Annotated in this window: 20 protein-coding genes and 1 riboswitch; of the genes, 4 read left to right on the forward strand and 16 right to left on the reverse strand. The window is 66.8% G+C overall.

What is annotated here, in order from left to right:
• Position 1 precedes the first annotated feature (1 nt).
• The 4 genes from AC5RV3_RS15250 to AC5RV3_RS15265 all read right to left on the reverse strand — a co-directional run bounded on the left by AC5RV3_RS15250 (position 2) and on the right by AC5RV3_RS15265 (position 4,979).
• Positions 2-889 (reverse strand): carbohydrate ABC transporter permease, encoded by an 888-nt coding sequence (locus tag AC5RV3_RS15250; RefSeq protein ID WP_494122890.1) that lies wholly within the window; start codon positions 887-889, stop codon positions 2-4.
• 56 nt (positions 890-945) lie between these two features.
• Positions 946-2,313: an extracellular solute-binding protein gene (locus tag AC5RV3_RS15255; RefSeq protein WP_494122842.1), complete on the reverse strand. Its 1,368-nt coding sequence runs from the start codon at positions 2,311-2,313 to the stop codon at positions 946-948.
• Between the two features lie 189 nt (positions 2,314-2,502).
• Positions 2,503-3,573 (reverse strand): homoserine O-acetyltransferase MetX, encoded by a 1,071-nt coding sequence (gene metX / locus AC5RV3_RS15260; protein ID WP_494122891.1) that lies wholly within the window; start codon positions 3,571-3,573, stop codon positions 2,503-2,505.
• Positions 3,574-3,653: 80 nt separating this feature from the next.
• Positions 3,654-4,979 (reverse strand): bifunctional o-acetylhomoserine/o-acetylserine sulfhydrylase, encoded by a 1,326-nt coding sequence (locus tag AC5RV3_RS15265; protein WP_494111417.1) that lies wholly within the window; start codon positions 4,977-4,979, stop codon positions 3,654-3,656.
• Positions 4,980-5,046: 67 nt separating this feature from the next.
• Positions 5,047-5,161, reverse strand: a riboswitch (SAM riboswitch).
• A gap of 228 nt (positions 5,162-5,389) precedes the next feature.
• Here AC5RV3_RS15265 and AC5RV3_RS15270 point away from each other — a divergent pair.
• The 3 genes from AC5RV3_RS15270 (at position 5,390) to AC5RV3_RS15280 (ending at position 7,172) form a co-directional block, all read left to right on the forward strand.
• Positions 5,390-6,031, forward strand: coding sequence for a VOC family protein (locus AC5RV3_RS15270; RefSeq protein WP_494122843.1), 642 nt, complete (start codon positions 5,390-5,392; stop codon positions 6,029-6,031).
• A 173-nt stretch (positions 6,032-6,204) separates the two neighbouring features.
• Positions 6,205-6,819, forward strand: coding sequence for a type IV toxin-antitoxin system AbiEi family antitoxin domain-containing protein (locus AC5RV3_RS15275; RefSeq protein ID WP_494122844.1), 615 nt, complete (start codon positions 6,205-6,207; stop codon positions 6,817-6,819).
• A complete protein-coding gene (locus tag AC5RV3_RS15280) occupies positions 6,819-7,172 on the forward strand; it encodes a hypothetical protein (RefSeq protein WP_494122845.1) in 354 nt (117 codons plus the stop codon). The genes AC5RV3_RS15275 and AC5RV3_RS15280 overlap by 1 nt, the downstream gene beginning before the upstream one ends.
• Positions 7,173-7,305: 133 nt before the next feature.
• On the opposite strand, the gene AC5RV3_RS15285 is transcribed toward AC5RV3_RS15280, so the two are convergent.
• From AC5RV3_RS15285 to AC5RV3_RS15315, 7 genes are all read right to left on the reverse strand, one after another.
• The gene (locus AC5RV3_RS15285) at positions 7,306-8,085 is read right to left on the reverse strand and encodes a CPBP family intramembrane glutamic endopeptidase (RefSeq protein ID WP_494122846.1); all 780 of its coding nucleotides are present in this window, start codon (positions 8,083-8,085) and stop codon (positions 7,306-7,308) included.
• A gap of 109 nt (positions 8,086-8,194) precedes the next feature.
• Positions 8,195-9,163 carry a PDR/VanB family oxidoreductase gene (locus AC5RV3_RS15290; RefSeq protein ID WP_494122847.1) on the reverse strand — a complete coding sequence of 323 codons (969 nt, stop codon included), beginning with the start codon at positions 9,161-9,163 and terminating at the stop codon, positions 8,195-8,197.
• Positions 9,164-9,171: 8 nt separating this feature from the next.
• Entirely contained in the window at positions 9,172-9,969 is a 798-nt protein-coding gene (locus AC5RV3_RS15295) for an amino acid ABC transporter ATP-binding protein (RefSeq protein ID WP_494122848.1), read from the reverse strand.
• Positions 9,966-10,904: an amino acid ABC transporter permease gene (locus AC5RV3_RS15300; protein ID WP_493988087.1), complete on the reverse strand. Its 939-nt coding sequence runs from the start codon at positions 10,902-10,904 to the stop codon at positions 9,966-9,968. Before AC5RV3_RS15300 ends, AC5RV3_RS15295 begins: the two co-directional genes overlap by 4 nt.
• Positions 10,905-10,923: 19 nt before the next feature.
• Entirely contained in the window at positions 10,924-11,874 is a 951-nt protein-coding gene (locus AC5RV3_RS15305; RefSeq protein WP_494122849.1) for an ABC transporter substrate-binding protein, read from the reverse strand.
• Between the two features lie 237 nt (positions 11,875-12,111).
• A complete protein-coding gene (locus tag AC5RV3_RS15310) occupies positions 12,112-12,561 on the reverse strand; it encodes a hypothetical protein (RefSeq protein WP_494122850.1) in 450 nt (149 codons plus the stop codon).
• An 8-nt stretch (positions 12,562-12,569) separates the two neighbouring features.
• Positions 12,570-13,631 carry an aromatic ring-hydroxylating dioxygenase subunit alpha gene (locus tag AC5RV3_RS15315; protein ID WP_494122851.1) on the reverse strand — a complete coding sequence of 354 codons (1,062 nt, stop codon included), beginning with the start codon at positions 13,629-13,631 and terminating at the stop codon, positions 12,570-12,572.
• A gap of 174 nt (positions 13,632-13,805) precedes the next feature.
• On the opposite strand from AC5RV3_RS15315, the gene AC5RV3_RS15320 reads away from it, so the two are divergent.
• Positions 13,806-14,462 (forward strand): GntR family transcriptional regulator, encoded by a 657-nt coding sequence (locus tag AC5RV3_RS15320; protein ID WP_493988083.1) that lies wholly within the window; start codon positions 13,806-13,808, stop codon positions 14,460-14,462.
• A 44-nt stretch (positions 14,463-14,506) separates the two neighbouring features.
• Here the strand turns inward: AC5RV3_RS15320 and hutI are convergent, their stop codons facing one another.
• Genes hutI through AC5RV3_RS15345 form a run of 5 tightly spaced genes read right to left on the reverse strand, consistent with a single transcriptional unit; the run spans position 14,507 to position 20,769 of the window.
• Positions 14,507-15,736: an imidazolonepropionase gene (gene hutI / locus AC5RV3_RS15325; RefSeq protein WP_494122852.1), complete on the reverse strand. Its 1,230-nt coding sequence runs from the start codon at positions 15,734-15,736 to the stop codon at positions 14,507-14,509.
• A complete protein-coding gene (locus AC5RV3_RS15330; RefSeq protein WP_494122853.1) occupies positions 15,733-17,145 on the reverse strand; it encodes an amidohydrolase family protein in 1,413 nt (470 codons plus the stop codon). The genes hutI and AC5RV3_RS15330 overlap by 4 nt, the downstream gene beginning before the upstream one ends.
• Positions 17,142-18,341, reverse strand: a complete 1,200-nt coding sequence (locus AC5RV3_RS15335) for an allantoate amidohydrolase (protein WP_494122854.1) — start codon at positions 18,339-18,341, stop codon at positions 17,142-17,144. Before AC5RV3_RS15335 ends, AC5RV3_RS15330 begins: the two co-directional genes overlap by 4 nt.
• A gap of 11 nt (positions 18,342-18,352) precedes the next feature.
• The gene (hutU, locus tag AC5RV3_RS15340; protein WP_494122855.1) at positions 18,353-20,050 is read right to left on the reverse strand and encodes a urocanate hydratase; all 1,698 of its coding nucleotides are present in this window, start codon (positions 20,048-20,050) and stop codon (positions 18,353-18,355) included.
• Positions 20,051-20,052: 2 nt separating this feature from the next.
• Complete coding sequence (locus AC5RV3_RS15345) at positions 20,053-20,769, reverse strand: IclR family transcriptional regulator (RefSeq protein ID WP_494122856.1); 717 nt, start codon at positions 20,767-20,769, stop codon at positions 20,053-20,055.
• Between the last annotated feature and the right edge of the window lie 19 nt (positions 20,770-20,788).

Raw genomic sequence — 20,788 nt, forward strand, 5'->3', positions numbered from 1 at the left:
CTCAGCCCTTCCTTTCGCGCAGCGCTCGGATGTAGATGACGGAGAAGACCGCCCCGATCAACAGCATGACGACGGCGATGGCGGTCCCGTAGCCCACGTCGCTGTAGCGGAATGCCTCTTCGTAGGCCATCAGCGGCAGCGTGGTGCTGGCTCCTGCCGGACCGCCCGCGGTCATCACGTAGATGAGCGTGAAAACCGACAGGGTCTGCAAGGTGATGAGCATCAGGTTGGTGGCAATGCTGCGCCGGATCATCGGCAGCGTGATGTACCACAACCGCTTCGACCCGCCGGCGCCGTCGATCATCGCCGCTTCCGTGATTTCCTCCGGCACATCGTTGAGCGCCGCCTGATACACCATCATGGAAAACGCCGTTCCCCGCCAGATATTGGCCAGGATCACTGCCAGCATCGGAAACGTAAACAGCCAATCGGTGGCATCGAGGCCGAAGACGGCGGAGAGTTGGTTCAATGTTCCGTCCCGGTTGAAAAAGGCATAGGCGACGAAGCCGGCCACGATTTCGGGCAGCACCCAGGCCGCGACCACGCAGACACCCACGACTGCGGAAACCGCCTTGCTTGCTTTCGTCATCAGCAACGCGATCGCCAGGCCCAGCAGGTTCTGCCCGATCACGGCCGAGACAAGCACGAAAATGACGGTCAGCCAGAGCGACTGCAGGAAGTCGGGGTCGCCGAGCAGCTCCGTATAATTTTCCAACCCGACCCACTGCGGGTCCTTGGCCGCGACGCCGGTCAGCGAAGCATTGGTCAAGGATCCATAGAAGGACCAGAGGATCGGTCCGGCCAGGAACACGCCCAGCAATGCCACGGCCGGGCCAAGCGGCAGCAGCCGCAGGGCAGTCCTCCCCGGCGTACGGCGAGGGCGGCGCAGCTCAGTGCCACGCTGCCTTTCAGCGGCGCGGGCCACCACATCGGCGGTCAAGGCTGCTACTTCTGTACTACGTTTTCTTCGCCGACAAGGTCGGTGACGGCGGCGTCGTAGTCAGCCGCGGCCTCCTCAGGTGTCTTCTTCCCCATCATCACCGCTTCGGTGGCTTCCTGGACAGCGGTTGATATCTGCGGATAGTCCGCCGTGGCGGGCCGGTAGTGCGTCACCGAGACCAGTTCCGAGACCTCGCCCACAAACGGGTTGGCGTCCAGGTAGGCGGGGTCCTCGGCGACATCGGTACGCACTGCGATCTGGGAATTGGCCACGGTGTACTCCAGCGAGTTCTCCTGGCTCATCACCTCCGTCAGGAACTCAAACGCGAGATCCGGATTCGCCGAATTGGCCCCGACCGCGAGCGTCCAACCGCCGGACATACTGACCGCGCCCGGCTCCTGGCCGTTCTGAGTCGGGAACGGAGCCACGCCCATCACGTCGGTATATTCGGGCCAGTCCACCAGACCTCCCTCTTCCCAGAACGACGGCGAGTAGGAACCTTCCACGGTTCCGCCGAGTTTGTCCTCGGGGAAAAGCTGCCCGAAGACCATTTGCCACACGTTTGGATCCAGCGCCTCGGCCGGGCTTACTGCGAGTTCTTCCTGATAAAGAGTCTCCAGGAAGGCCAGGGAGTCGACGAAGCCTTGAGAGCCCACCACCCACTTGCCCTCATCGGCGTCGTAGAGCGTGTCGCCGGTGCCATAGAGCAGTTCATAGAAGCTCTGCATGACGGTACCTTCGCCGGTGCCCGTGCCGGCGTACATGTTGAACGGAACCACCTCCGGTTGGGAGGATTTGATGGCCCGGGCGGCCTCCAGAATGGCGTTCCAGTCCTTGGGTGCCCAGGGGACGTCGACGCCGGCTGCTTCCAAGACGTTCTTGTTGTACCAGATGGCGCGTGTATCGGTGCCCAGTGGCACTGCGTAGATACTGCCGTCGTCTGCACGCCCGGCTTCCTTGGCCCCTTCGTTGAAATTCGCCCAGTCGTCCCACTCGGCCAGATAAGGATCCAGGTTCAACAAGTAGCCGGCGTCTACATCCGAACGGATCTTGAAAGTGTCCTCATAGAAGACGTCCGGGGCGGTGTCCGGGGAGCGCTGGGACAGGGCGAGCTTGGTGGCGTAATCTTCGTCGCTGCCAGTAATGGGCTCCAAATTGACCGTCACGCCTTCGTGGGCGGCCTCAAAGTCTGATTTCGCCTTCTTCATCAAGCCGTCCATCGTGGCGTTGGCTTCGGTCGTCTGGTAAACGATCCGCAATGCGGCGCCTTGGTCCGTTCCGCCCTCACCGCCGCCGCCTCCACCGGCGCAGCCAGCCAGTGCCAGTGTGCCTATCGCCAACAGGGACACTTTCACAGTGGAGTCACGCAGCATAGTTCCCCCCTTGTAGTGGAGGCCTCCGGGCCAGACGTCGGATGGCGCGCCCGCGGGCCTATCGGCATGCTACCGACAGGCTCCATCAAATGGATTTATTCGTTCCAACCGTGATCAAACTGCAATGGTCACTCGTTCAGCAACCGGTCTCCGCCCTCGACGGAGCCAGTGCTGTTGCCGTTGGCGACGTCAGCCCTGCGCGAAGAACGCCTCGGTGAGGGCCTCGTGCAGCTGGTGGATATCGGTGAGGAAACCGTCGTGGCCCAGCGGCGTTTCGATGGTGTGGACCTTGACTGCCCCGGGCAGCGCCTCGGCCAGCTGCCGCGACTGTTCCGGAAAGTACAGGCGATCGGAATCCACCGCGGCGACGAAGAACTGCGTGTCGGTGAGACCGCCCAGCGACTGCTCCAGCGAGCCTCGGCCCCGGGCGACGTCGTGGCTGATGAGGGCCTCGGTGAGCAGGATGTAGCTGTTGGCGTCAAAGCGCGCGACGAGCTTGTCCGCCTGGTAGTCGAGGTAGCTTTCCACTGCATAGCGGCCACGGGCGGACGGCGTGATGCCGCCGTACGGCTGCTCCTCCGCCTGCGGCTTGCGGCCGAACCTGTACTCCAGCTCCGGCTCTGAGCGGTAGTTGATGTGTGCGATGCGCCGGGCAATGCCGAGTCCGGCCTCGGGAGCGGGACCATCGTAATAGTCGCCGCCGGCGAAGTGCGGGTCCAGCCGGATGGCCGCGACCTGCGCCTGCGCGAAGGCAATCTGCTCGGCGGTGCTCGCGGCGCCGCACGCCAGGACGGCGCACCGGGCGGTGCGCTCCGGGAACGTCGCCGCCCATTCAAGCGCGCGGGCGCCACCCATCGACCCGCCGAGCACCGTGTGCCAGCGCCGGATACCCAGTGCGTCGGCCAGACGCGCCTCCGCCCGGACGGAGTCGCGGATCGTGACGAACGGGAAGCGCGAACCCCACGGCGTCCCGTCCGGTGCCGGCGACGAGGGACCAGTGGAGCCGTAGCAGCCGCCGACCATGTTGGCGGCCACTACGAAATAGCGCTCCGTGTCGATCGTGGCACCGGGACCTACCAGGTCATCCCACCAGCCGTCCTCATGCGAGTAGCCGCGTGCGACATGCGTGCTGCCGGTCAGGGCGTGCTGTATCAGGACTGCGTTGGACGCGTCCGCGTTCAAGGTGCCCCAGGTTTCAAAGCCGAGGACCACCTCGGGCAGATAGCCGCCGGCCTCCAACTCCAGCGCACCGACCGGCATCCGGCGCAGGATGCCGTCGGTCGCCTGTTCCACCAGTTCCTGCGGTTGCACTATCGTCACGCTGCGCTCTACCTGCTTGCCTAGTCGTCCGCGCCCTTGGCGGCGCGGAAACCGGCCTCCAGATCGGCGATGATGTCGTTGACGTTCTCGATGCCCACGGACAGCCGGACCAGCCCGTCGGTCACCCCGGCCGCGAGCCGCTCCGGGGCGGAGAGCTGGGCATGCGTGGTCGACGCCGGGTGGATCACCAGCGAGCGGACATCGCCCAGGTTGGCCACGTGCGAGTGCAGTTCAAGGCCGTCCACAAAGCGCTTGCCGGCCTCGATGCCGCCCTTGATCTCGAACGAGACGATGGCGCCCGTGCCCTTCGGGCCGTACTTGCGGCCGCGGTCGTACCACGGGCTGGAGGGCAGGCCGAGGTACGCGACGGAGGCAACGTCGTCGTGCTCTTCCAGGAATTCCGCCACCTTCTGCGCGTTGGCCACGTGCCGCTCCACGCGCAGGCTCAGCGTCTCCAGCCCCTGGGCAATCAGGAACGCGTTGAACGGCGAGATCGCGGACCCCAGGTCGCGCAGCAACTGCACCCGGGCCTTGAGGATGTAGGCCAGGTTGGCGCCCAAAGCGCCGTTGACGCCGAGGTCGCGGGCGAAGACCAGCCCGTTGTAGGTCTCGTCCGGCGTGTTGAACCCGGGGAACTTCCCGGGGTCCGCGGCGAAATCGAACGTTCCGGCATCCACGATCACGCCGCCGATGGCCGTCCCGTGGCCGCCGAGGTACTTGGTGGCCGAGTGGAGCACGATGTCGGCCCCCCACTCGATCGGTCGGATCAGGTACGGGGTTGCCAACGTGTTGTCGACGATCAGTGGCACACCGTTCTCATGGGCGATGGCGCTGACCGACTCCAGATCCAGCACGTCCTGGCGCGGATTGGAGACCACCTCACCGAAGAACGCCTTGGTGTTCGGCTTCACGGCATCGCGCCACTGCTGCAGGTTATCCGGATCCTCGACGAATGTGACGTCGATGCCGAACTTGGGCAGCGTGGTGCGGAGCAGGTTGTAGGTGCCGCCGTACAGGCTGGGGCTGGCCACGATATGGTCGCCGGCCTCGGCGAGGTTCAGGATGGAGAACGTGGATGCTGCCTGTCCCGAGGCAAGCAACAGGGCGCCCACGCCGCCCTCCAGGTTGGCGATCCGGGTCTCCACAGCCTCGGTGGTGGGGTTGCCGATCCTGGTGTAAATCGGCGCAAGTTCGGAGAGGGCAAAACGGTCCGCGGCGCTCTGCGTGCTGGGGAAGACGAACGAGGTGGTCTGGTAGATCGGAAGGGCGCGGGCGCCCGTTGCGGCATCCGGCTCCTGGCCTACGTGAATCTGACGGGTCTCAAAGGACCAATCTGCAGTGGACATGGTGCAACTCCTTCAGTGGAAGGGGCCATCCGGGATCCGGCCGTGCCGGCATGTCTGTCCCGGGTGTGACCCGCGCTTGCGCACCGCCTTATGGCGGCTGCCTGGTCTTCACCCGGGGCACCCCACCGCGGTTGGAGGGTTGCCGGCCAGCAAACCGGGGTTTCGCGCTGGCACTCATGACCTGCCTCCAGTCTCCGCAGACAAGCCGGCGGCCGCAACAATATGACACCTTATGACTGGCCGCTCACCGCCCGCCCGCCTGTCCGCCTGCCCGCCGCCACTTTCCCCTGGGAGGCATGCCGGTCGGGCGGAATCCCCGTCAGGAACGCCGCGCCCCGCACGAGCCGCAAGCTGAGTGACTTAGGTCACCCTAAGTCGAGAGCGGGTTCACAAAGTGCCAAGATAATGCCATGCGCTTCGACCATGTTTCTTATGCTGCTGAACCCGACGGTCTGGCTGCCACCTCCGAGCGGATCTCCAGAGCCCTGGGCATCGACGCCGTCAAGGGCGGGGTTCACCCACGCTTCGGCACCCGCAATATGATCTTCCCCCTCACCGACCACCACTACCTGGAGGTGGTGGAGGTTCTCGACCACCCCGCTTCCGACAAAGCCCCCTTTGGCCAGGCCGTGCGGGCGCGCTCCGAGGCCGGCGGCGGCTGGATGGGCTGGTGCGTGGCAGTCGAGGACCTGACCCCGTTCGAAGAACGGCTGGGCCGCCACGCGGTTCCCGGCAACCGCAAGTTCCCGGACGGACAGGAACTGAGCTGGCAGCAGATCGGGATCAAGGGCCTGATCGCCGACCCGCAGGTGCCCTACATGTTGCGCTGGGATGACGGCACGGAGCCGCTGCATCCGTCCAACGCCCGCCCCGCAACGGTCAAGCTGATCGGCCTGACCATCGCCGGCTCCTCCGAGCGGGTGGCGGACTGGCTCGGCACCCCGGTCGACGGCCTGCTCGACGACGTCAAGGTGGCTTGGTCGGCCCCTAACGGCACGCCCGGCATCCTGTCCGTTCGCTTCGAAACCGCCAACGGGATCGTCGAACTCTGAGTTCTCGCGGCATCGCTCCGTTTCGGGCGTCCGCTCCACTTTATAGAAGGAGCAGACGCCCGAAACGGAGCTTTTGAGTGGTCAAGCCCTTCAGATCGTCCTGCAGGCCAAGGTTTTCCACATAGCTCGTCCCCGCGTGCCCGACCGGGGCCAGGTCGCCGAGGCTGTTCCGCATGGACGCGAAACTGATCTATGTGAGGGACCTGGAGACGGCAGGTTCAGGACGCCGGGACGTCGCGCGACAAGCTGCGGAAGGGCGATTGGTCCGAGTGCGGCGCGGCGTGTATGCGGCCACCGGGGAATACGCCCGGTTGCCATGGTGGGAGCAGCAGCGCCTGCACATAGAGGCCGCTGTCGGCAGCGGACGCACCACAAGAGTCCTTATCCAACGCTCTGCGGCGGCGATGTGGGGGCTTCCGGTAATGGGCCGCTCTCTGGACGTGGACTTGCTGGCTTACAACGGCACGCATGGTCGATCTCGTGGCGGAATCCGGTGGCATCGCAGGGAACTCTTGGAACCCCTTGTTAACCGCGACGGCTACCTGATGACTTCCCGGGCACAAACCATTGTCGATTTGGCGGCGCACTCTTCCTTCGCTGACGCGGTTCCGGCAATGGACCATGCGCTTCGCGTGGACCACCACCTCGGCCTTCCCGCCCTGAAGGCCAGTCATATCCTTGATCTGGCCGATTCTCTGCAGCCAGGTATGTCAAACCGGGTGAACGGGTTCTCGCCTTCGCCAATCCTGCCTCGCAGTCGCCAGGCGAATCCTACTCCCGGGCTCTGATGTACCTGAACCACTTCCCAGAGCCGTTGCTGCAGTACCCTGTCTTCGATTCGCACGGAGTCAGTGTCGGCATCGTCGACTTCTATTGGGAACAATTCCGTCTTGCCGGCGAATTCGATGGTGCAGGGAAATACTCCCGAAACGAGTACCTTCGGAGCCGTAGCCCCGCCGACGTAGTGGTGGCGGAAAAAAGGCGGGAGGACCGCATTCGGGCCACCGGGGCGGGAATGGTTCGCTGGATGTGGGACGCGCTCCAGCCCACCAGTACCAATACTTCACCGGGCATCGTCCGGTCCCTTTCCATGGCGGGCCTGCCCCAGGATAGGTGGAACAACTCGTGGACGGGCATGTAGCGGTCAATTCTCCCCCACACCACTCCTGATTGCGGGGCGAGCCTTTGCTCCGGTTTGGGCGGCGGCTCCCGGAAATAACCGGAGCACGCGCACCAGGCGGAGCAATAGATGTCCGGCAACTCCCTTGTGCCCGCTACGTGCCGATGCCGATGGCCGGCCCCACCAGCGCGTAGCCGACGAAGCCGGCGATATCCAGCAGCGCGTGCGCCACCACCAGCGGCATCACCCGCTTCACCTTGGTGTAGGCGTAGCCGAACATCAGGCCCATGAGGAAGTTCCCGATGCCCGGCCCGATGCCCTGGTAGAGGTGGTAGGTGCCGCGCAGCGCGGCGCTGACGAAGATCGCGGACCACATCCCCCAGCCGAACTTTGCGAAGCGGTTGAAGAGGTAGCCCACCATGACTACCTCTTCGAGGACCGCATGCCGCAGCGCGGACAGGATCAACACCGGAACGGTCCACCAGTATTCATCCAGGGCCGCCGGGACAATGGCGGTGGTGATTCCCAGTGCCCTGCCGGCAGCATAGACGCCCAGCGTTCCAACACCGATCACCAGCGCCAGCAGGAAGCCCAGGCCGAAGTCCAGCCGCGGCCGGGAAAACGTGAACCCCATCGTCCGGAAGGCCGACCGGCCGGGTGCGGTCATCAAAAACAGCACCAGGACAACCGGCACCAGCGCAAAGACGATGCCGAGCATTTGGTACACGAAATCGAAGAGTTCCCGCTCGTTCAGCACCGGGTTCAGCGTGGTCGTCTGCGAGGCCAGCGGCGCGCGGGTCATCTTTTCCAGCAGGTTCACCACGGCGTAGACCGCCGATTGGCCCAGCGACAGTCCGAGGACGATCAACACCTCGGCCCGGTAGTACCTGACCGTGCGCGGTGTGCTCGCGGTGGCGACCTTCTGGTTGTCCATAGCCCCCATCTTGCCAAGAGAACCGCGGGCGGAGATACAAGGCTTGGAGTGCATCCACGCTTTCCGCGGCCCGTCCCGTAAGTCGCTTCGGCGCCGGGAACTTTTCCCGCTATAAGTCCAGCAGCAGGCGCTGGCCCTTGCAGCGGGAGACACAGATCATCATGGTGTCTGAAGCCTCGCGTTCATCGTCGGAGAGCAGCGAGTCGCGGTGGTCGATCTCGCCACCCAATACGGGGGTTTCGCAGGTTCCGCAGATTCCCTCCCGGCACGAGTTCAGCGGGTTGATCCCGACCGCTTCGAGCGCCTGCAGGATGGACTCGTTCGAGCCCACCGGGACCTCGGTGCCGTCGGCCAGTTCGACCATGAAGGCAGAATTCTCCCCTTCCGGTGGCGCCGGGGTCTCCCCGGTGGCCGTGAACCGCTCACAATGAAAGCGCCCGGGAGCGTCCCAGCCATCGGCGATCGACTGGATGACATTGAGCAACGGCCCGGGGCCGCAGGCGTAGACGTGTGTTCCCGCCTGCAAATCCCCCAGCAGCTCGGCCAGCGGGTAGAAGCCGCTTTCGTCGTCGGCGTGGATATGGACGTCGCCCGCAAGCGCCTGGATCTCCTCAAGGAACGCCATCGATGAGCGGCTTCGGCCCAGATACAGCAGACGCCAAGGAACTCCGGCTTCGGCAGCAGCGCGGATCATGGGCAGGATCGGCGTAATACCGATGCCGCCGGCGATAAAGAGATAGCTGGCGGCAGGAGCCAGGATGAAGTTGTTGCGCGGTCCCCGGACCTGGATCTTGGTGCCCGGCTTGAGCATGTCGTGGACGTAGGCCGAGCCACCGCGCCCCTCGGGCTCCCGCAATATCCCCAGGCGCCAGGCGGAACGGTCCGTGCGGTCGGAGCACAGCGAGTATTGGCGCAGGATCCCATTGGGCAGGAGGACGTCCACATGGGATCCTGCGTCCCACTCCGGCAGCTCCGCCCCCAGCGGATGTGCCAGCTGCAGGGAGACCACGCAGTTGGACTCTTGGTGGATCGACCGGACTTCGACGTCGAAAAATTCTTCATTCATGGTTGCGCTCACAGTGGGTATCAGGCTGCTGCCGGTTCGGCGAGAACGGAGGCCAGGAAGGCCTTGGTGCGTTCGTTCTGAGGGTTGGTGATGACGTCACGGGCCGGCCCCTCTTCCACGACGTGGCCATCGTCCATGAAGACCACGCGGTCTGCGACGTCGCGGGCGAAATTCATTTCGTGCGTGACCACCACCATGGTCATGCCGGACATCGCCAGATCCTTCATCACCTTCAGGACCTCGCCGACCAGTTCGGGATCCAGTGCGGACGTGGGCTCATCGAATAGCATCAGTTTCGGTTCCATGCACAGGGCGCGGGCAATCGCCACCCGCTGCTGCTGCCCGCCGGAGAGCTGGCGCGGGTACGCGTCCGCCTTTTCGCTCAAGCCGACTTTTTCCAGCAGCGTCTTGGCCCGCGCCACAGCTGTGGCTTTCCGCTCCTTCCGGACCAGCCGCGGGGCCTCGATGAGGTTCTGCATCACGGTCATGTGCGGAAACAGGTTGAACTGCTGGAACACCATGCCGACGTCGGAGCGGCTGTGGCAGATATCGTTATGGCTTTGCTCGTAGAGCCTGCCGCCCTTGAGGTCGTAGCCCACGATCTTCCCGTTGACCCACATCCTTCCGCCGTCGATGACTTCCAAGTGGTTGATGCATCGCAGAAACGTGCTCTTTCCGGATCCGGAGGGGCCGATAAGGCAGACCACCTCGCCCTGCCGGACATGCAGGTCAATCCCCTTCAGGACAAGGTTGGAGCCGTAGTTCTTGCAGACCGCGTTCGCCTTGACCATCGGCTCGGCACCGTTCACTGCTGTCATTTCTTGCCGCCTTTCAGGGAGAGTGCGTCATGCGTTGCGAAGAACCGCTTGAGCTGCTGCATCGGCGTCGGCGGCAGGTTCCGCTGGTTGCCGCGGGCGAAGCGCCGCTCCAGGTAGTACTGGCCGATCGTGAGGATGGAGGTGATCAGCAGGTACCAGAGGCTGGCAACGATGAGCAGCGGGATGGTCTCGAAAGTTCGCGCGTAGATGATCTGCGCCGAGTACAGCAGCTCCGGCACCGAGATCACGCTGACCAGAGCGGTGGTCTTGAGCATTCCGATGGTTTCGTTGCCGGTGGGCGGAATGATCACGCGCATTGCCTGCGGCAGCACGATCCGGCGCATCGTCTGCAGCTTGGTGATGCCCAGCGCCCCGGCGGCCTCGGTCTGGCCATGGTCGACGGAGAGAATGCCGGCCCGGACAATTTCGGACATGTAGGCACCCTGGTTCAGACCGAGGCCGAGGATCGCGGCCGTCATCGGCGTAATGAACTGATTCGCGTCCAGGTGGACACCCGGGATCCCCAAGGTGATGACGGGGTACAGCGCCGCCAGATTGAACCAGAACAGCAGCTGGACCAGCACGGGGGTGCCGCGGAAGAAGTGCACGTAGGCGAAGGCAGCGACGCGCACCACCGGATTGACCGACAGCCGCATGACGGCAAGGACCACGCCGAGCACGATGCCGATGGCCATGCTGACCGCCGTGAGCCCCAGCGTGACGAGAATGCCGCGGCCGATGGAGATATCGCGCAGGTACATTCCCACCACGTCCCAACCGAAGTTTGGATTGGTGAAGACGGAGTGCAGCAGCAGTCCGCCGATCAGGAAGATCACGGCTGCGGCCAGCCAGCGGCCGGGGTGCTTGGCCTTGACGATGGTGTAGTCATCGACCGGTTTGGCGACCGGCTCGCTTCGGGCAGTCACGGCAGTCATCAGCTGGTCTCCTCTTTCGCTACTTCGCCTCGAGCGCGTCGGCCGGGATCAGCACGGACTTGGGGAAGTCCCACTTCTCGCCGATTTCCTCGTAGTAGCCATCGGCGATAATGCCCTTCACCGCCGCCGTTACGGCTTCCTTCATCCCGGTGTCCTTGGCCAGGGCGATACCGAAGGGTGCCGGATCGTGATCCTCGCCCTCGGCCAGTTCGAACTGGCCCTTGGCTTCCTTCCCCTGGAAGGCCAGCGGCATGCTGTCGGCGATGACCCCGTCAACCCGGCCGGACGTCAGCGCGAGGTTGGCGTCGGTCTGCCCGGGAAAGTTCTGGATCTTGATCGCTTCCTTGCCGGCGGCCGTGCATTCCTTGGAGAACTCCGGCAGGTACTCCATCGATTGGATGGACCCCTTCTGGCCGGCAATCTTCTTTCCGCACATCGTCATGGGGTCCATGGAGATGCCCAGTGGATTTCCGGGGGCGACGGCGATGCCCGTGCCGGTGTTGAGGTACGGCACGAAATCGACGATCTTCTCGCGTTCGGGCGTGACCGAGAAGGCCGACATCGCCATGTCGTACTTCCCGGAGGCCAAGCCCGCCAAAATCGTGTCGAACGTTGCCGGCACGTGCTCCACCTCCAGTCCCAACGCCGCGCCGACGGCATCGGAGAAGTCAACGTCGAAGCCGATCATCGTCTGGTTGTCGGTGTCGTAGTACTCGAACGGTGCGTAGGTCGGGTCGGAGGCGACCTTCAGCTTCCCGGCGGACAGGATTTCCTCCGGCAGCAGGTCCCGGGCTGCTTCATTGATCTCCACGGATCCCGCCGCAGCGCCGGAAGCGGCCGGAGCGCCTGTGGTTCCGGAGTCGGTAGCCGCACCCGAGGCGTTCGTGCAGGCGGCCAGGGACAGCGCGGCCAGCAGCACCGTTCCGGTGAGGAGATTGGCACGGATGGCACGTTGACGTGAATGACGCATGGACTTTCCTTTCATGGTCCGGACGGCGTTGTCCGGTATGGATATCCGCACTGATCAGGAGACGATCAATGCCTCGGTGCTTCAATTTCAGGTGCAGGGTGCAGCAGGCAGCGGCGGAAAAACCAGGTGGACGCCGCAGCGCGACGGCCACCACTGGTGCCAGCCAGATCGCACAATTGCCCGGTGGGTCGCAACTGCGGTGGGTATTGCGCGGTGCAGACGGTCAGCGAACAGCGGTCAGGGGACCCACCGCAGCACCTTGGCCTTCCGCGGGGCGAGAGTGATGACCTGGACGGCGCATTCTCCCCCGGCCAGCGAAAGCCGGATTTCCTCGCCGTCCTCGCCTTCAACAATGAAGATGTCGCCGGCGCGCAGCCAACGCTGCCATGGGCCACCCTGCGCGGCGACCAGCGCCTCGCCGGCCAGTCCGGCCACAATCAGCTGCTCGCCGGGCACGCGCTGCAACGTGCCGGTGTGGTTTCCGGTGTAGCGCTGGCTTTCGGAGGCAATGTAACTCTCGTCGGCTTCGAGTGCGACGGCGGGCTCCGGGCCGGTTTCATCCAGCGCCACCGTCCAGCGCCACGGGTCGCCGCGCTCGGCTGAATCCGGACACGCCGCAAGGATCTTGGCGCCCGACTCGGCCGAGGTCTCCGCACCGAGCGCGTTGGCTCTAATCAGCATCCACATGCGGGCACCTAGGCCGTCCTGGGAGCAACCGGCTCCCGGCGGGCGGCCGAAGCGGGGGCGGACTTGGCCTGCTGCTCTTTTTTCAGCAGTGCGGCCAGGACGCGCCGCGCCTTCGCGACCCCGCCGTCCTGGGCGATCAGGACATCGAACTCGCCCTCGGGCCGGGTCTGCATCCCGATTTCCTGGGCCTCCAGCGCCGATGCGTCCTCGTCCAGGACCGTCGCCAGACCTACGCGGAGGTCCTCGGTTGCCTGCTCATTGTCGACGGCGAAGTTGCGACTGAAGGCGTAGTAGTACCAGGAATTATGCTGATCGATCGGCGTGATGCCGTTCAGCACCTTGATCAGGAAGCCCTCTTCGCGCGGCTTGCCCTCTCCGGTGATGCCGGAGTGCAAAACATGCAGGTTCGGCACGAAGAACTCCGTGCAGTGGAAGCGGTCGAACAGTCCGCGGGCGTCCATGGTTTCGGCGTAGAGCGGCGGCGCTTCCACCGAGGGCATCAGGCGGTCGACGCTGACCACGTTGCCCTCCACTTCCACCGTGATGCCGTGCTCGTAGATGTAGTCATCCCCCACGGTGGTCTTGTGCAGGAAGGACTCATGGGTCAGGTCCAGCAGGTTGTCGTGGATCAGGCCGGCCCGGCACTTAAAGTGGTACGAATGGGTGACGGTGGCCCACTCGGGATCCACCATCCAGTGGGTATCCGGGACGTCGGCCGGGTCGGCCAGTTCCGGATCGCCGGTCCAAACCCAGATCCACCCGTCCTGCTCCACCACCGGGTATTTGCGCACCTTTGCGCGCTCGGGGATTGTCGACTGGGCCGGCACCTTGGTGCACATGCCGTCCGGGCCGTAGGTGAAGCCGTGGTATCCGCACTCCACCGAATCACCGATGGTTCGGCCTTCGGAGAGCGGGAAGGCGCGGTGCGCGCAGCGGTCCGCAAGGGCAATGGCTTCGTTGTCCTGGGTCCGGAACAGGACGATCGGCTGCTCGCAAATGACCCGCCGCACCGGCTTGCGCGTGACCTCCGTCGACCACGCCGCCACGTACCAAGTGTTCAGCACATACATTTTAGGTTCTCCTCCATCACGTGTGTATACACTGTATTCAGAGTCGGAGTGTGACGTCAAGCACTTTCGTCCGGAGGGTGGGAAGTCCCCCGTTTCGGGGTTTCTTGCCTCGCCGTCCGGGTGCTGCCGCAGGCTGGACTATAGAGTGCACTATGGAAACAGAAGGAGGCCATCATGGCTGCGATACCGAATGACGTGAGGCCGCTGTCGGTCCGCGTCCACGAGCAGTTGAGCGCCGACATCATCAGCGGATCCATCAAACCGGGTTCGGCCCTGGCCCAGGAGTCCGTGGCGGCACAATACGGTGTCTCCCGCACGCCCGTCCGCGACGCACTCACCCAGTTGACGCTGGAAGGACTGACCACCCTCGTCCCGGGCAAGGGTTATATCGTCAACCAGCTCGACGAGCGTGAGATCGAGAACGTCTTCAAGGTGCGCTACGCCCTGGAATCACTCGCGGTCCGGGACGCCATCGGCTCCTACACGCCGCAGCAGCTGGTGCGGCTCAGCAGCCTCGTGGACGAGACGGAAACCGTCGACCCTCAGGACAGCGGTGAACTCTTCCGGCTGGGCCGGGCCTTCCATCTGGCCCTCATCGAACCGTCGGACAACGACTACCTGCGCGGCGTGATCTCCTCCATCTGGAACCACCCCATCCAGCACCGGATTACCTTGACCTACCGGCAGGGACCGGACCACCAGGCCAAGGTCATCCACGACCACCGCAGCATCCTCCAGGCGCTCAAGGACCACGACGCCGAGCGTGCCGTCGAGGTCCTGGCCCACTGCCACGACGTCAAGGACCCCAACCGCTACGAACACATCGGCTGAAGGCCGCTCCCGGCCGTCAGGAGCCCGGGGAGGGCCACACGCCCCTAGGCGCCCACGGCCGACCGCACGCCAGCCCGCCACACCGCGGCCGTCAGGGGCATGCCGGGGCGGTAGGCGAGGTGGGTGGCCGAAGGGGCGTTGAGCAGGTGCAGGTCGGCGCGATGTCCGACGGCGAGGGAGCCCACGGCACGCTGGCCTTCCGCGTCCACACCGGCATGCCGCCCGAGCGCCAGCGCCCCGCCGTAGGTGGCGGCCCGGACAGCCTCGTGGACGCTGAGTCCCATCTGCAGGACGGCGGTGGTGACGCAGAAGTTCATGGAGCTCGTGAACGAGGTCCCAGGGTTGCAGTTGGACGCCAGGGCGATTTCCACGCCGGCGTCGAGCAGTTGCCGGCCGGGCGCCAGTGGCTGCCGGGTGGACAAATCGCAGGCCGGCAGGCAGGTGGCCACCGTGCCGCGCTCCCCCGTGCCGCTGGCCCGGTCCCAGCCCGCCCAGGTGCCGGCGAGCGCGGCGACGTCGTCGTCGGACAGGTAGTTCACGTGGTCCACGCTGGCCGCCCCGAATTCCACGGCGAGCCGCACCCCGGGACCTTCACCCAGCTGGTTGCCGTGCACGCGCAGGCCCAGGCCGGCGTCGCGGCAGGCAGCCAGCACGCGGCGCGACTGGGCCTCGGTGAAGGCGCCGCGTTCGCAGAACACGTCAGCCCACTGCACGTACGGCCTGACGGCTGCGAGCATGTCCCCGCAGACCAGATCGGTGTAGTCGTCGGCGTCGATGCCGTCCGGCACCAGGTGCGCCCCGAGATACGTGACTTCATCCGCCACCGTGGACGCGATGCGGGCACTGCGGGCCTCCTGCTCCACGTCCAGGCCATAGCCGGTCTTGGTCTCCAGGTAGGTGGTGCCGCCGGCAGCCGCCTCCGCCACCCGGGCCAGCAGCAGGCGGGTGAGATCGTAGTCGCTGGCTTCGCGGGTTGCCCCGGTGGTGACGGCGATACCGCCTGCCTGGTAGGACTCGCCCGCCATCCGGGCTTCGAACTCGGCGGTGCGGTCTCCGGCAAAGACCAGGTGCGTGTGCGAATCCACCCAGCCCGGCAGCACGGCCCGGCCGCCGGCGTCGAACTGCTCGTCGGCATCGGGGGCCTGGGCCGCGGGGCCGAGCCACGCGATGCGCTCCCCCTCGATGATCACCGCGGCATCGTGCAGCACAGAGCCCGCGCCGCGGGCCGGGTCCTGCGTGTGCAGTTCGCCGATGTTGGTGACGACAGTACTCATTCAAACTCCTTCAGGGCGTCGGCCAGCAGCTCGGCCGGCCAACCCAGGCGCCGGTGGCGGCCGTTGACGGCCAGCAAGTCACCGGCAACGACGACGGCGGAAACGTCCGCTGCGCTGGCGCTCAGCGGCAATTGCCCGGGCTCTGAGCCTACCGTGCGGACAGTGCCGGGGTTCACGGCCACCAGATCGCAGGCCATTCCGACGGCGATGCCGGCCACCGGGGTGCCCATCGCGGCGGCGGCTCCGGCGGACGCCGACCCCAGCAGCTCGGCCGGCGCAAACCGGCCGCGCTGGCCGCTGGCCAGCCGCTCGCCGTGTTCCAGCGCCCGCATCTCCAGCCACGGATCAATGACGGCATGCTGGTCGGTGCCAACGGCGATCCGGGCGCCGGCGTCTGCCAGCTCCCGGGCCGGGCCGATTCCGTCGGCCAGGTCCGCCTCCGTGGTCGGGCACATCACCACCGTGGCACCGGCCTTCCCGAGCAGCGCGATGTCTTCGCCGGTCAGGTGGGTGGCGTGGACGGCGCTCAGGCGCGGCGACAGCAACCCGTGCCGGGCCAGCAGGCCGGCCGGTGTCACGCCGTAGGCGGCCAGGCAGGCCTCGTTCTCGGCCGGCTGCTCGGAGAGGTGGATGTGCAGCGGCAGCCCGGCGGGCAGGTGCTCGGCGATGAACGGCAGCGCCGCCTCGGGCACGCCGCGGACCGAGTGCAGGGCGGCGCCCACCGTGATGCGGGCCGGGTCGAACCGGTCCGCAACGACGCGGCGCAGCGAGTCCAGCCGGGCCAGCCAGGCCTGCACGTCGCGATCGCCGAAGCGCTGCTGCTCCGGGGCCAGCGGGGTGCCGATGCCCCCGGACAGGTAGCAGGTGTCCAGCAGCGTCAGCCGGATGCCGGCCGCCTCGGCGGCCCGGCACAGCGCCAGCTCCATCGCGTGCCCGCCATACCCGGCGCTGTCGGGGTCGTCGCCGCTGGCCTGCTGCCCGTCGCGGCTCCCGCGGTCCGGCGATGTGGCTCCGTACGGGGTTCCGTCCGGGCGGTGGTGGACGTAGTGGAACTCCGCAACGCTGCTGAAGCCGGCCGCCACCATCTCCGCGAACACGGCCGTGGCCAGGCGCTCGTAGTTCTCCGGCGTCAGGATCCCGGCCGCGCGGTACATCTGCTCCCGCCAGGTCCAGAAGTCGCCCCGGCCGGTGTGCGTGCGGCCCCGCAGCACCCGGTGGAACGCGTGTGAGTGTGCGTTGGCGGCGGCGGGAAAGACCACGCCGTCGAGCACCAGCGCGCCATCGGCCGGATCGGGCCGGGGCGCCGCAGCCACCCGCGTCACGGTTCCGCCGTCGTCGCATTCAACCAGGACTCCGTCGGACACGCCGTCCGGGCTCAGCCAGGCGCGTTCGCACCAAATACTGCTCACAGCAGGGCCTCGAGCACATCCGCCAAGGCTTCCGCGCCGGCGTCCGCGTCCCAGGGCTCCACGTATTCTTCCGGGGAGTGGGAAATGCCGGACGGGTTTTTCACGAACAGCATGCCGGACGGCACACGCGAGGCCAGCACTCCGGCGTCGTGCCCTGCGCCAGTGGCCAGCACCGGCGCGCCGGGCAGGGCGTTCTCCAGTTGGCGCTGCAGCGCGGAGTCGAAGTGCACGGTTCCGCTGTAGGACTCTTCCGTCAGCGACGCGGAGCAGCCCTCGAACGCGGCGATCTTCTGCGCCTTTCCGTGAATCGTTTCGACCAAGTGCGCGGTGACGGCGTCGTCCGGGTGGCGGGCATCCAGCCACAGATCCACGCGCGAGGCGATCACGTTGGTCCCGCCGGGCACCGGCTGGATCCGCCCGACGGTGGCCCGGGCGTCGGGCTGCCTGGCGGCGGCCTGCTGCACGGCCAGGATGATCTGAGCGGCGGCAACCATCGGGTCGGCGCGGTCGGCCATCAGGGTGGTGCCGGCGTGGTTGCCCTGGCCGGAAACACTGATGCGCCACCGCCCGTGGCCCAGGATGGAACTGCCGACGGCGATGGCCGGTCCGTCCTCGCCCAGGCCGCGGCCCTGCTCCACATGCAGCTCGACGAAGTCGCCGATCCGCGCCAGCGCCTCGTCGTCGCGCCCGATGTGCGCAGGATCCAGCCCGTTGGCCCGGGCTACGTCGGCGAAGGTGTTGCCGCTCTCGTCGCGAAGGTTCCGGGCCTTGTCGGGATCGATCGCGCCGGCCAGCAGCCGCGAGCCCAGGCACGCCACACCGAACCGCGAGCCTTCTTCTTCCGGGAAGACGGTGAGGGCCAGCGGCCTGTTCGGCTGGATGCCTCGCTCCTTGAGGACGTCGACGGCGGCGAGCGCGGACGCGACGCCCAGCGGCCCGTCGAAGGCGCCGCCGCCGGGAACCGAATCCAGATGGCTGCCGGTGACCAGCGCGCCGCGCTGCGGCTCGCCCCACCACGCCCAGATGATGCCGTTGCGGTCCGTCTCCACGCCCAGGCCGCGGCGTTGGGCCTGGTCGACGAACCAGTCGCGCAGGCCCAGTTCCGCGGTGGAGTAGACCGGCCGCGAGTATCCGCCGCGCTGAGCGTCGCGGCCGACGTCGGCAATGGATTCCAGCAGCGAGGTGACAGTCTGCATCTGCCGGCCGCCTATTTGCTCATCGGGATGTGGACGCCCCGTTCGGCCGCGACTTCGACGGCGCGGTCGTAGCCGGCGTCCACGTGCCGGATCACTCCCATGCCGGGGTCGTTGGCCAGCAGCCGCTCCAGCTTCTGCGCGGCCAGCTCGGTGCCGTCCGCCACGGATACCTGGCCGGCGTGGATGGAACGGCCGATGCCGACCCCGCCGCCGTGGTGGATGGACACCCAGGTTGCCCCCGAGCTCGCGGCGGTCAGGGCGTTCAGCAGCGGCCAGTCCGCGATGGCGTCCGAGCCGTCCGCCATCGCCTCGGTCTCCCGGTACGGCGAGGCGACGGAGCCGGAGTCCAGGTGGTCGCGGCCGATCACGATCGGCGCCGAGACCTTGCCCTCGGCCACCAGCCGGTTGAAGAGCAGCCCGGCCTGGTGCCGCTCGCCGTAGCCGAGCCAGCATATCCGCGCCGGCAGCCCCTCGAACTCCACCCGCTCGGCGGCGGCGTCCAGCCACCGGTGCAGGTGCTCGTTCTCCGGAAAGAGTTCCTTCAGCGCGGCGTCGGTCACGGCGATGTCCTGCGGGTCGCCGGAGAGCGCCACCCAGCGGAACGGGCCCAGTCCCTCGCAGAACAGCGGCCGGATGTAGGCCGGGACGAAGCCCGGGAACTCGAACGCGCGCTCGTAGCCGCCCTTGCGTGCCTCGTCGCGGATCGAGTTGCCGTAGTCGAACACCTCGGCGCCGGCGTCCTGGAACTCCACCATGGCCTGCACGTGCCGGGCCATCGACGCCTGCGCCTTCTTGGTGAAGCCGTCCGGATCGGCCTGGGCCTCGCGCTGCCAGTCCGCCACGGAAATGCCCTCCGGCAGGTAAGACAGCGGATCGTGCGCGGAGGTCTGGTCGGTGACCACGTCCACGGTGATCTCGCCGGCCCGATGCCGGCGCAGGATCTCCGGGAACACCTCCGCGGCATTGCCCACGTAGCCCACCGACCAGCCGCGGCCTTCTTCCTTGGCCTTCATGACCTTCGCGACGGCGGTGTCCAGGTCGGTCTCCACCTCGTCCAGGTAGCGCTTGCCCACGCGGCGGCGCAGCCTGGCCTCATCCACGTCAACGATCAGGCAGGCGCCGTCGTTGAGCGTGACCGCCAGTGGCTGGGCTCCGCCCATGCCGCCGCAGCCACCGGTCAGCGTCACCGTTCCGGCCAGGGAGGGCGCGGCGGTCCTGCCGGCCTCGTGCAGCTTGGCCCCGACGGCGGCGAAGGTCTCGAAGGTGCCCTGCAGAATTCCCTGGGTGCCGATGTAGATCCAGGACCCGGCCGTCATCTGGCCGTACATCATCAGCCCTTCGGCCTCGAGGCGGCGGAATTCCGGCCAGTTGGCCCAGTCGCCCACCAGGTTCGAGTTGGCGATGAGCACGCGCGGCGCCCAGGGATTGGTCCGCAGCACGCCCACGGGCTTGCCGGACTGGACCAGCAGCGTCTCGTCGTCCTCGAGTTCCGCCAGCGTCTTGACGATCGCGTCGTAGGCTTCCCAGGAGCGTGCCGCGCGGCCGGTGCCGCCGTAGACCACCAGGTCCTCGGGACGCTCCGCCACTTCCGGATCCAGGTTGTTCATCAGCATCCGAAGCGGGGCCTCGCTCTGCCAGCTCTTGGCGGTCAGCGCGGTGCCCCTGGGGGCCCGGATGCTGCGGGAAGGATCGTGCTGGGTGAACGTCATTGTTATGCCCTTTCCGGCGTGGAAGTACGTGCCTGATCTTGTTCTTCGGTCCTAGGTGCCGCCGCCAATTCCGGCGCGGTGAAGAGCGTGCCCGCCTGTTCGGCCAGCAGCAGTCCGAATTTCTCGGCCGCTTCGGCGGTGGTGCGGTAACTGGGCGCGACGATGCTCAGCGCGGCGATGACTTTGTCTCCGGCGATGACCGGAGCCGCGACCGCGGTAACGTCGGGCTCCACGCTGTCCGCCTGCACGGTGAACCCGCCCCGGTCCACCCGTCCGCTGAGCGCCGCCCCGGCCGCGCTGCCCTCGATCGGGAAGGTCCGGCCCACCCAGTTCACGTGGCGCACGGTGTGGGTGCCCTCTTCGATGGATATGTACAGCCCGTGGTCGTTGCCGGCGGTCACGCTGAGGTACGCCGATTCCCCCGTCTGGTCCACCAGCGTGCGCAGGACGTCCCGGCCCGCATCGACCAGCGACTCGTGGCTGAGGGCCTGCACGCCCAGCTGCACCATCCGGAAGCCGGGCCGGTAGAGCGCGTTGTCCCGTTTGGCTGCGAACCCGTTGGCTTCCAGCGTGCGCAGCAGGCGCAGCGCGGTCGACGCCGACAGGCCCACCGCCTTGGCCGCATCGGCGAGCTTGACGCCGTCGTTCTCGCAGACGATGCGCAGCAGCGCCAGGGTGCGGTCCGCCGCCCGGGTCGTGGGATCCGCGGTCGTCGCCATGCCTGCCCTCCGTTGACTG

This window comes from Arthrobacter sp. Y3221114, assembly GCF_059092625.1.

Bases quoted from the DNA above. Each gene is read 5' to 3' on its own strand.
- AC5RV3_RS15300 (WP_493988087.1), bottom strand. From the start codon at position 10,904: ATGACTGCCGTGACTGCCCGAAGCGAGCCGGTCGCCAAACCGGTCGAT.
- AC5RV3_RS15275 (WP_494122844.1), top strand. From the start codon at position 6,205: ATGGACGCGAAACTGATCTATGTGAGGGACCTGGAGACGGCAGGTTCA.
- AC5RV3_RS15310 (WP_494122850.1), bottom strand. From the start codon at position 12,561: ATGTGGATGCTGATTAGAGCCAACGCGCTCGGTGCGGAGACCTCGGCC.
- AC5RV3_RS15315 (WP_494122851.1), bottom strand. From the start codon at position 13,631: ATGTATGTGCTGAACACTTGGTACGTGGCGGCGTGGTCGACGGAGGTC.
- AC5RV3_RS15265 (WP_494111417.1), bottom strand. From the start codon at position 4,979: ATGTCCACTGCAGATTGGTCCTTTGAGACCCGTCAGATTCACGTAGGC.
- metX (WP_494122891.1), bottom strand. From the start codon at position 3,573: ATGCCGGTCGGTGCGCTGGAGTTGGAGGCCGGCGGCTATCTGCCCGAG.
- AC5RV3_RS15280 (WP_494122845.1), top strand. From the start codon at position 6,819: ATGTACCTGAACCACTTCCCAGAGCCGTTGCTGCAGTACCCTGTCTTC.
- AC5RV3_RS15345 (WP_494122856.1), bottom strand. From the start codon at position 20,769: ATGGCGACGACCGCGGATCCCACGACCCGGGCGGCGGACCGCACCCTG.
- AC5RV3_RS15255 (WP_494122842.1), bottom strand. From the start codon at position 2,313: ATGCTGCGTGACTCCACTGTGAAAGTGTCCCTGTTGGCGATAGGCACA.
- AC5RV3_RS15335 (WP_494122854.1), bottom strand. From the start codon at position 18,341: ATGCAGACTGTCACCTCGCTGCTGGAATCCATTGCCGACGTCGGCCGC.
- AC5RV3_RS15295 (WP_494122848.1), bottom strand. From the start codon at position 9,969: ATGACAGCAGTGAACGGTGCCGAGCCGATGGTCAAGGCGAACGCGGTC.
- AC5RV3_RS15285 (WP_494122846.1), bottom strand. From the start codon at position 8,085: ATGGACAACCAGAAGGTCGCCACCGCGAGCACACCGCGCACGGTCAGG.
- hutU (WP_494122855.1), bottom strand. From the start codon at position 20,050: ATGACGTTCACCCAGCACGATCCTTCCCGCAGCATCCGGGCCCCCAGG.
- AC5RV3_RS15270 (WP_494122843.1), top strand. From the start codon at position 5,390: ATGCGCTTCGACCATGTTTCTTATGCTGCTGAACCCGACGGTCTGGCT.
- AC5RV3_RS15305 (WP_494122849.1), bottom strand. From the start codon at position 11,874: ATGCGTCATTCACGTCAACGTGCCATCCGTGCCAATCTCCTCACCGGA.
- AC5RV3_RS15320 (WP_493988083.1), top strand. From the start codon at position 13,806: ATGGCTGCGATACCGAATGACGTGAGGCCGCTGTCGGTCCGCGTCCAC.
- hutI (WP_494122852.1), bottom strand. From the start codon at position 15,736: ATGAGTACTGTCGTCACCAACATCGGCGAACTGCACACGCAGGACCCG.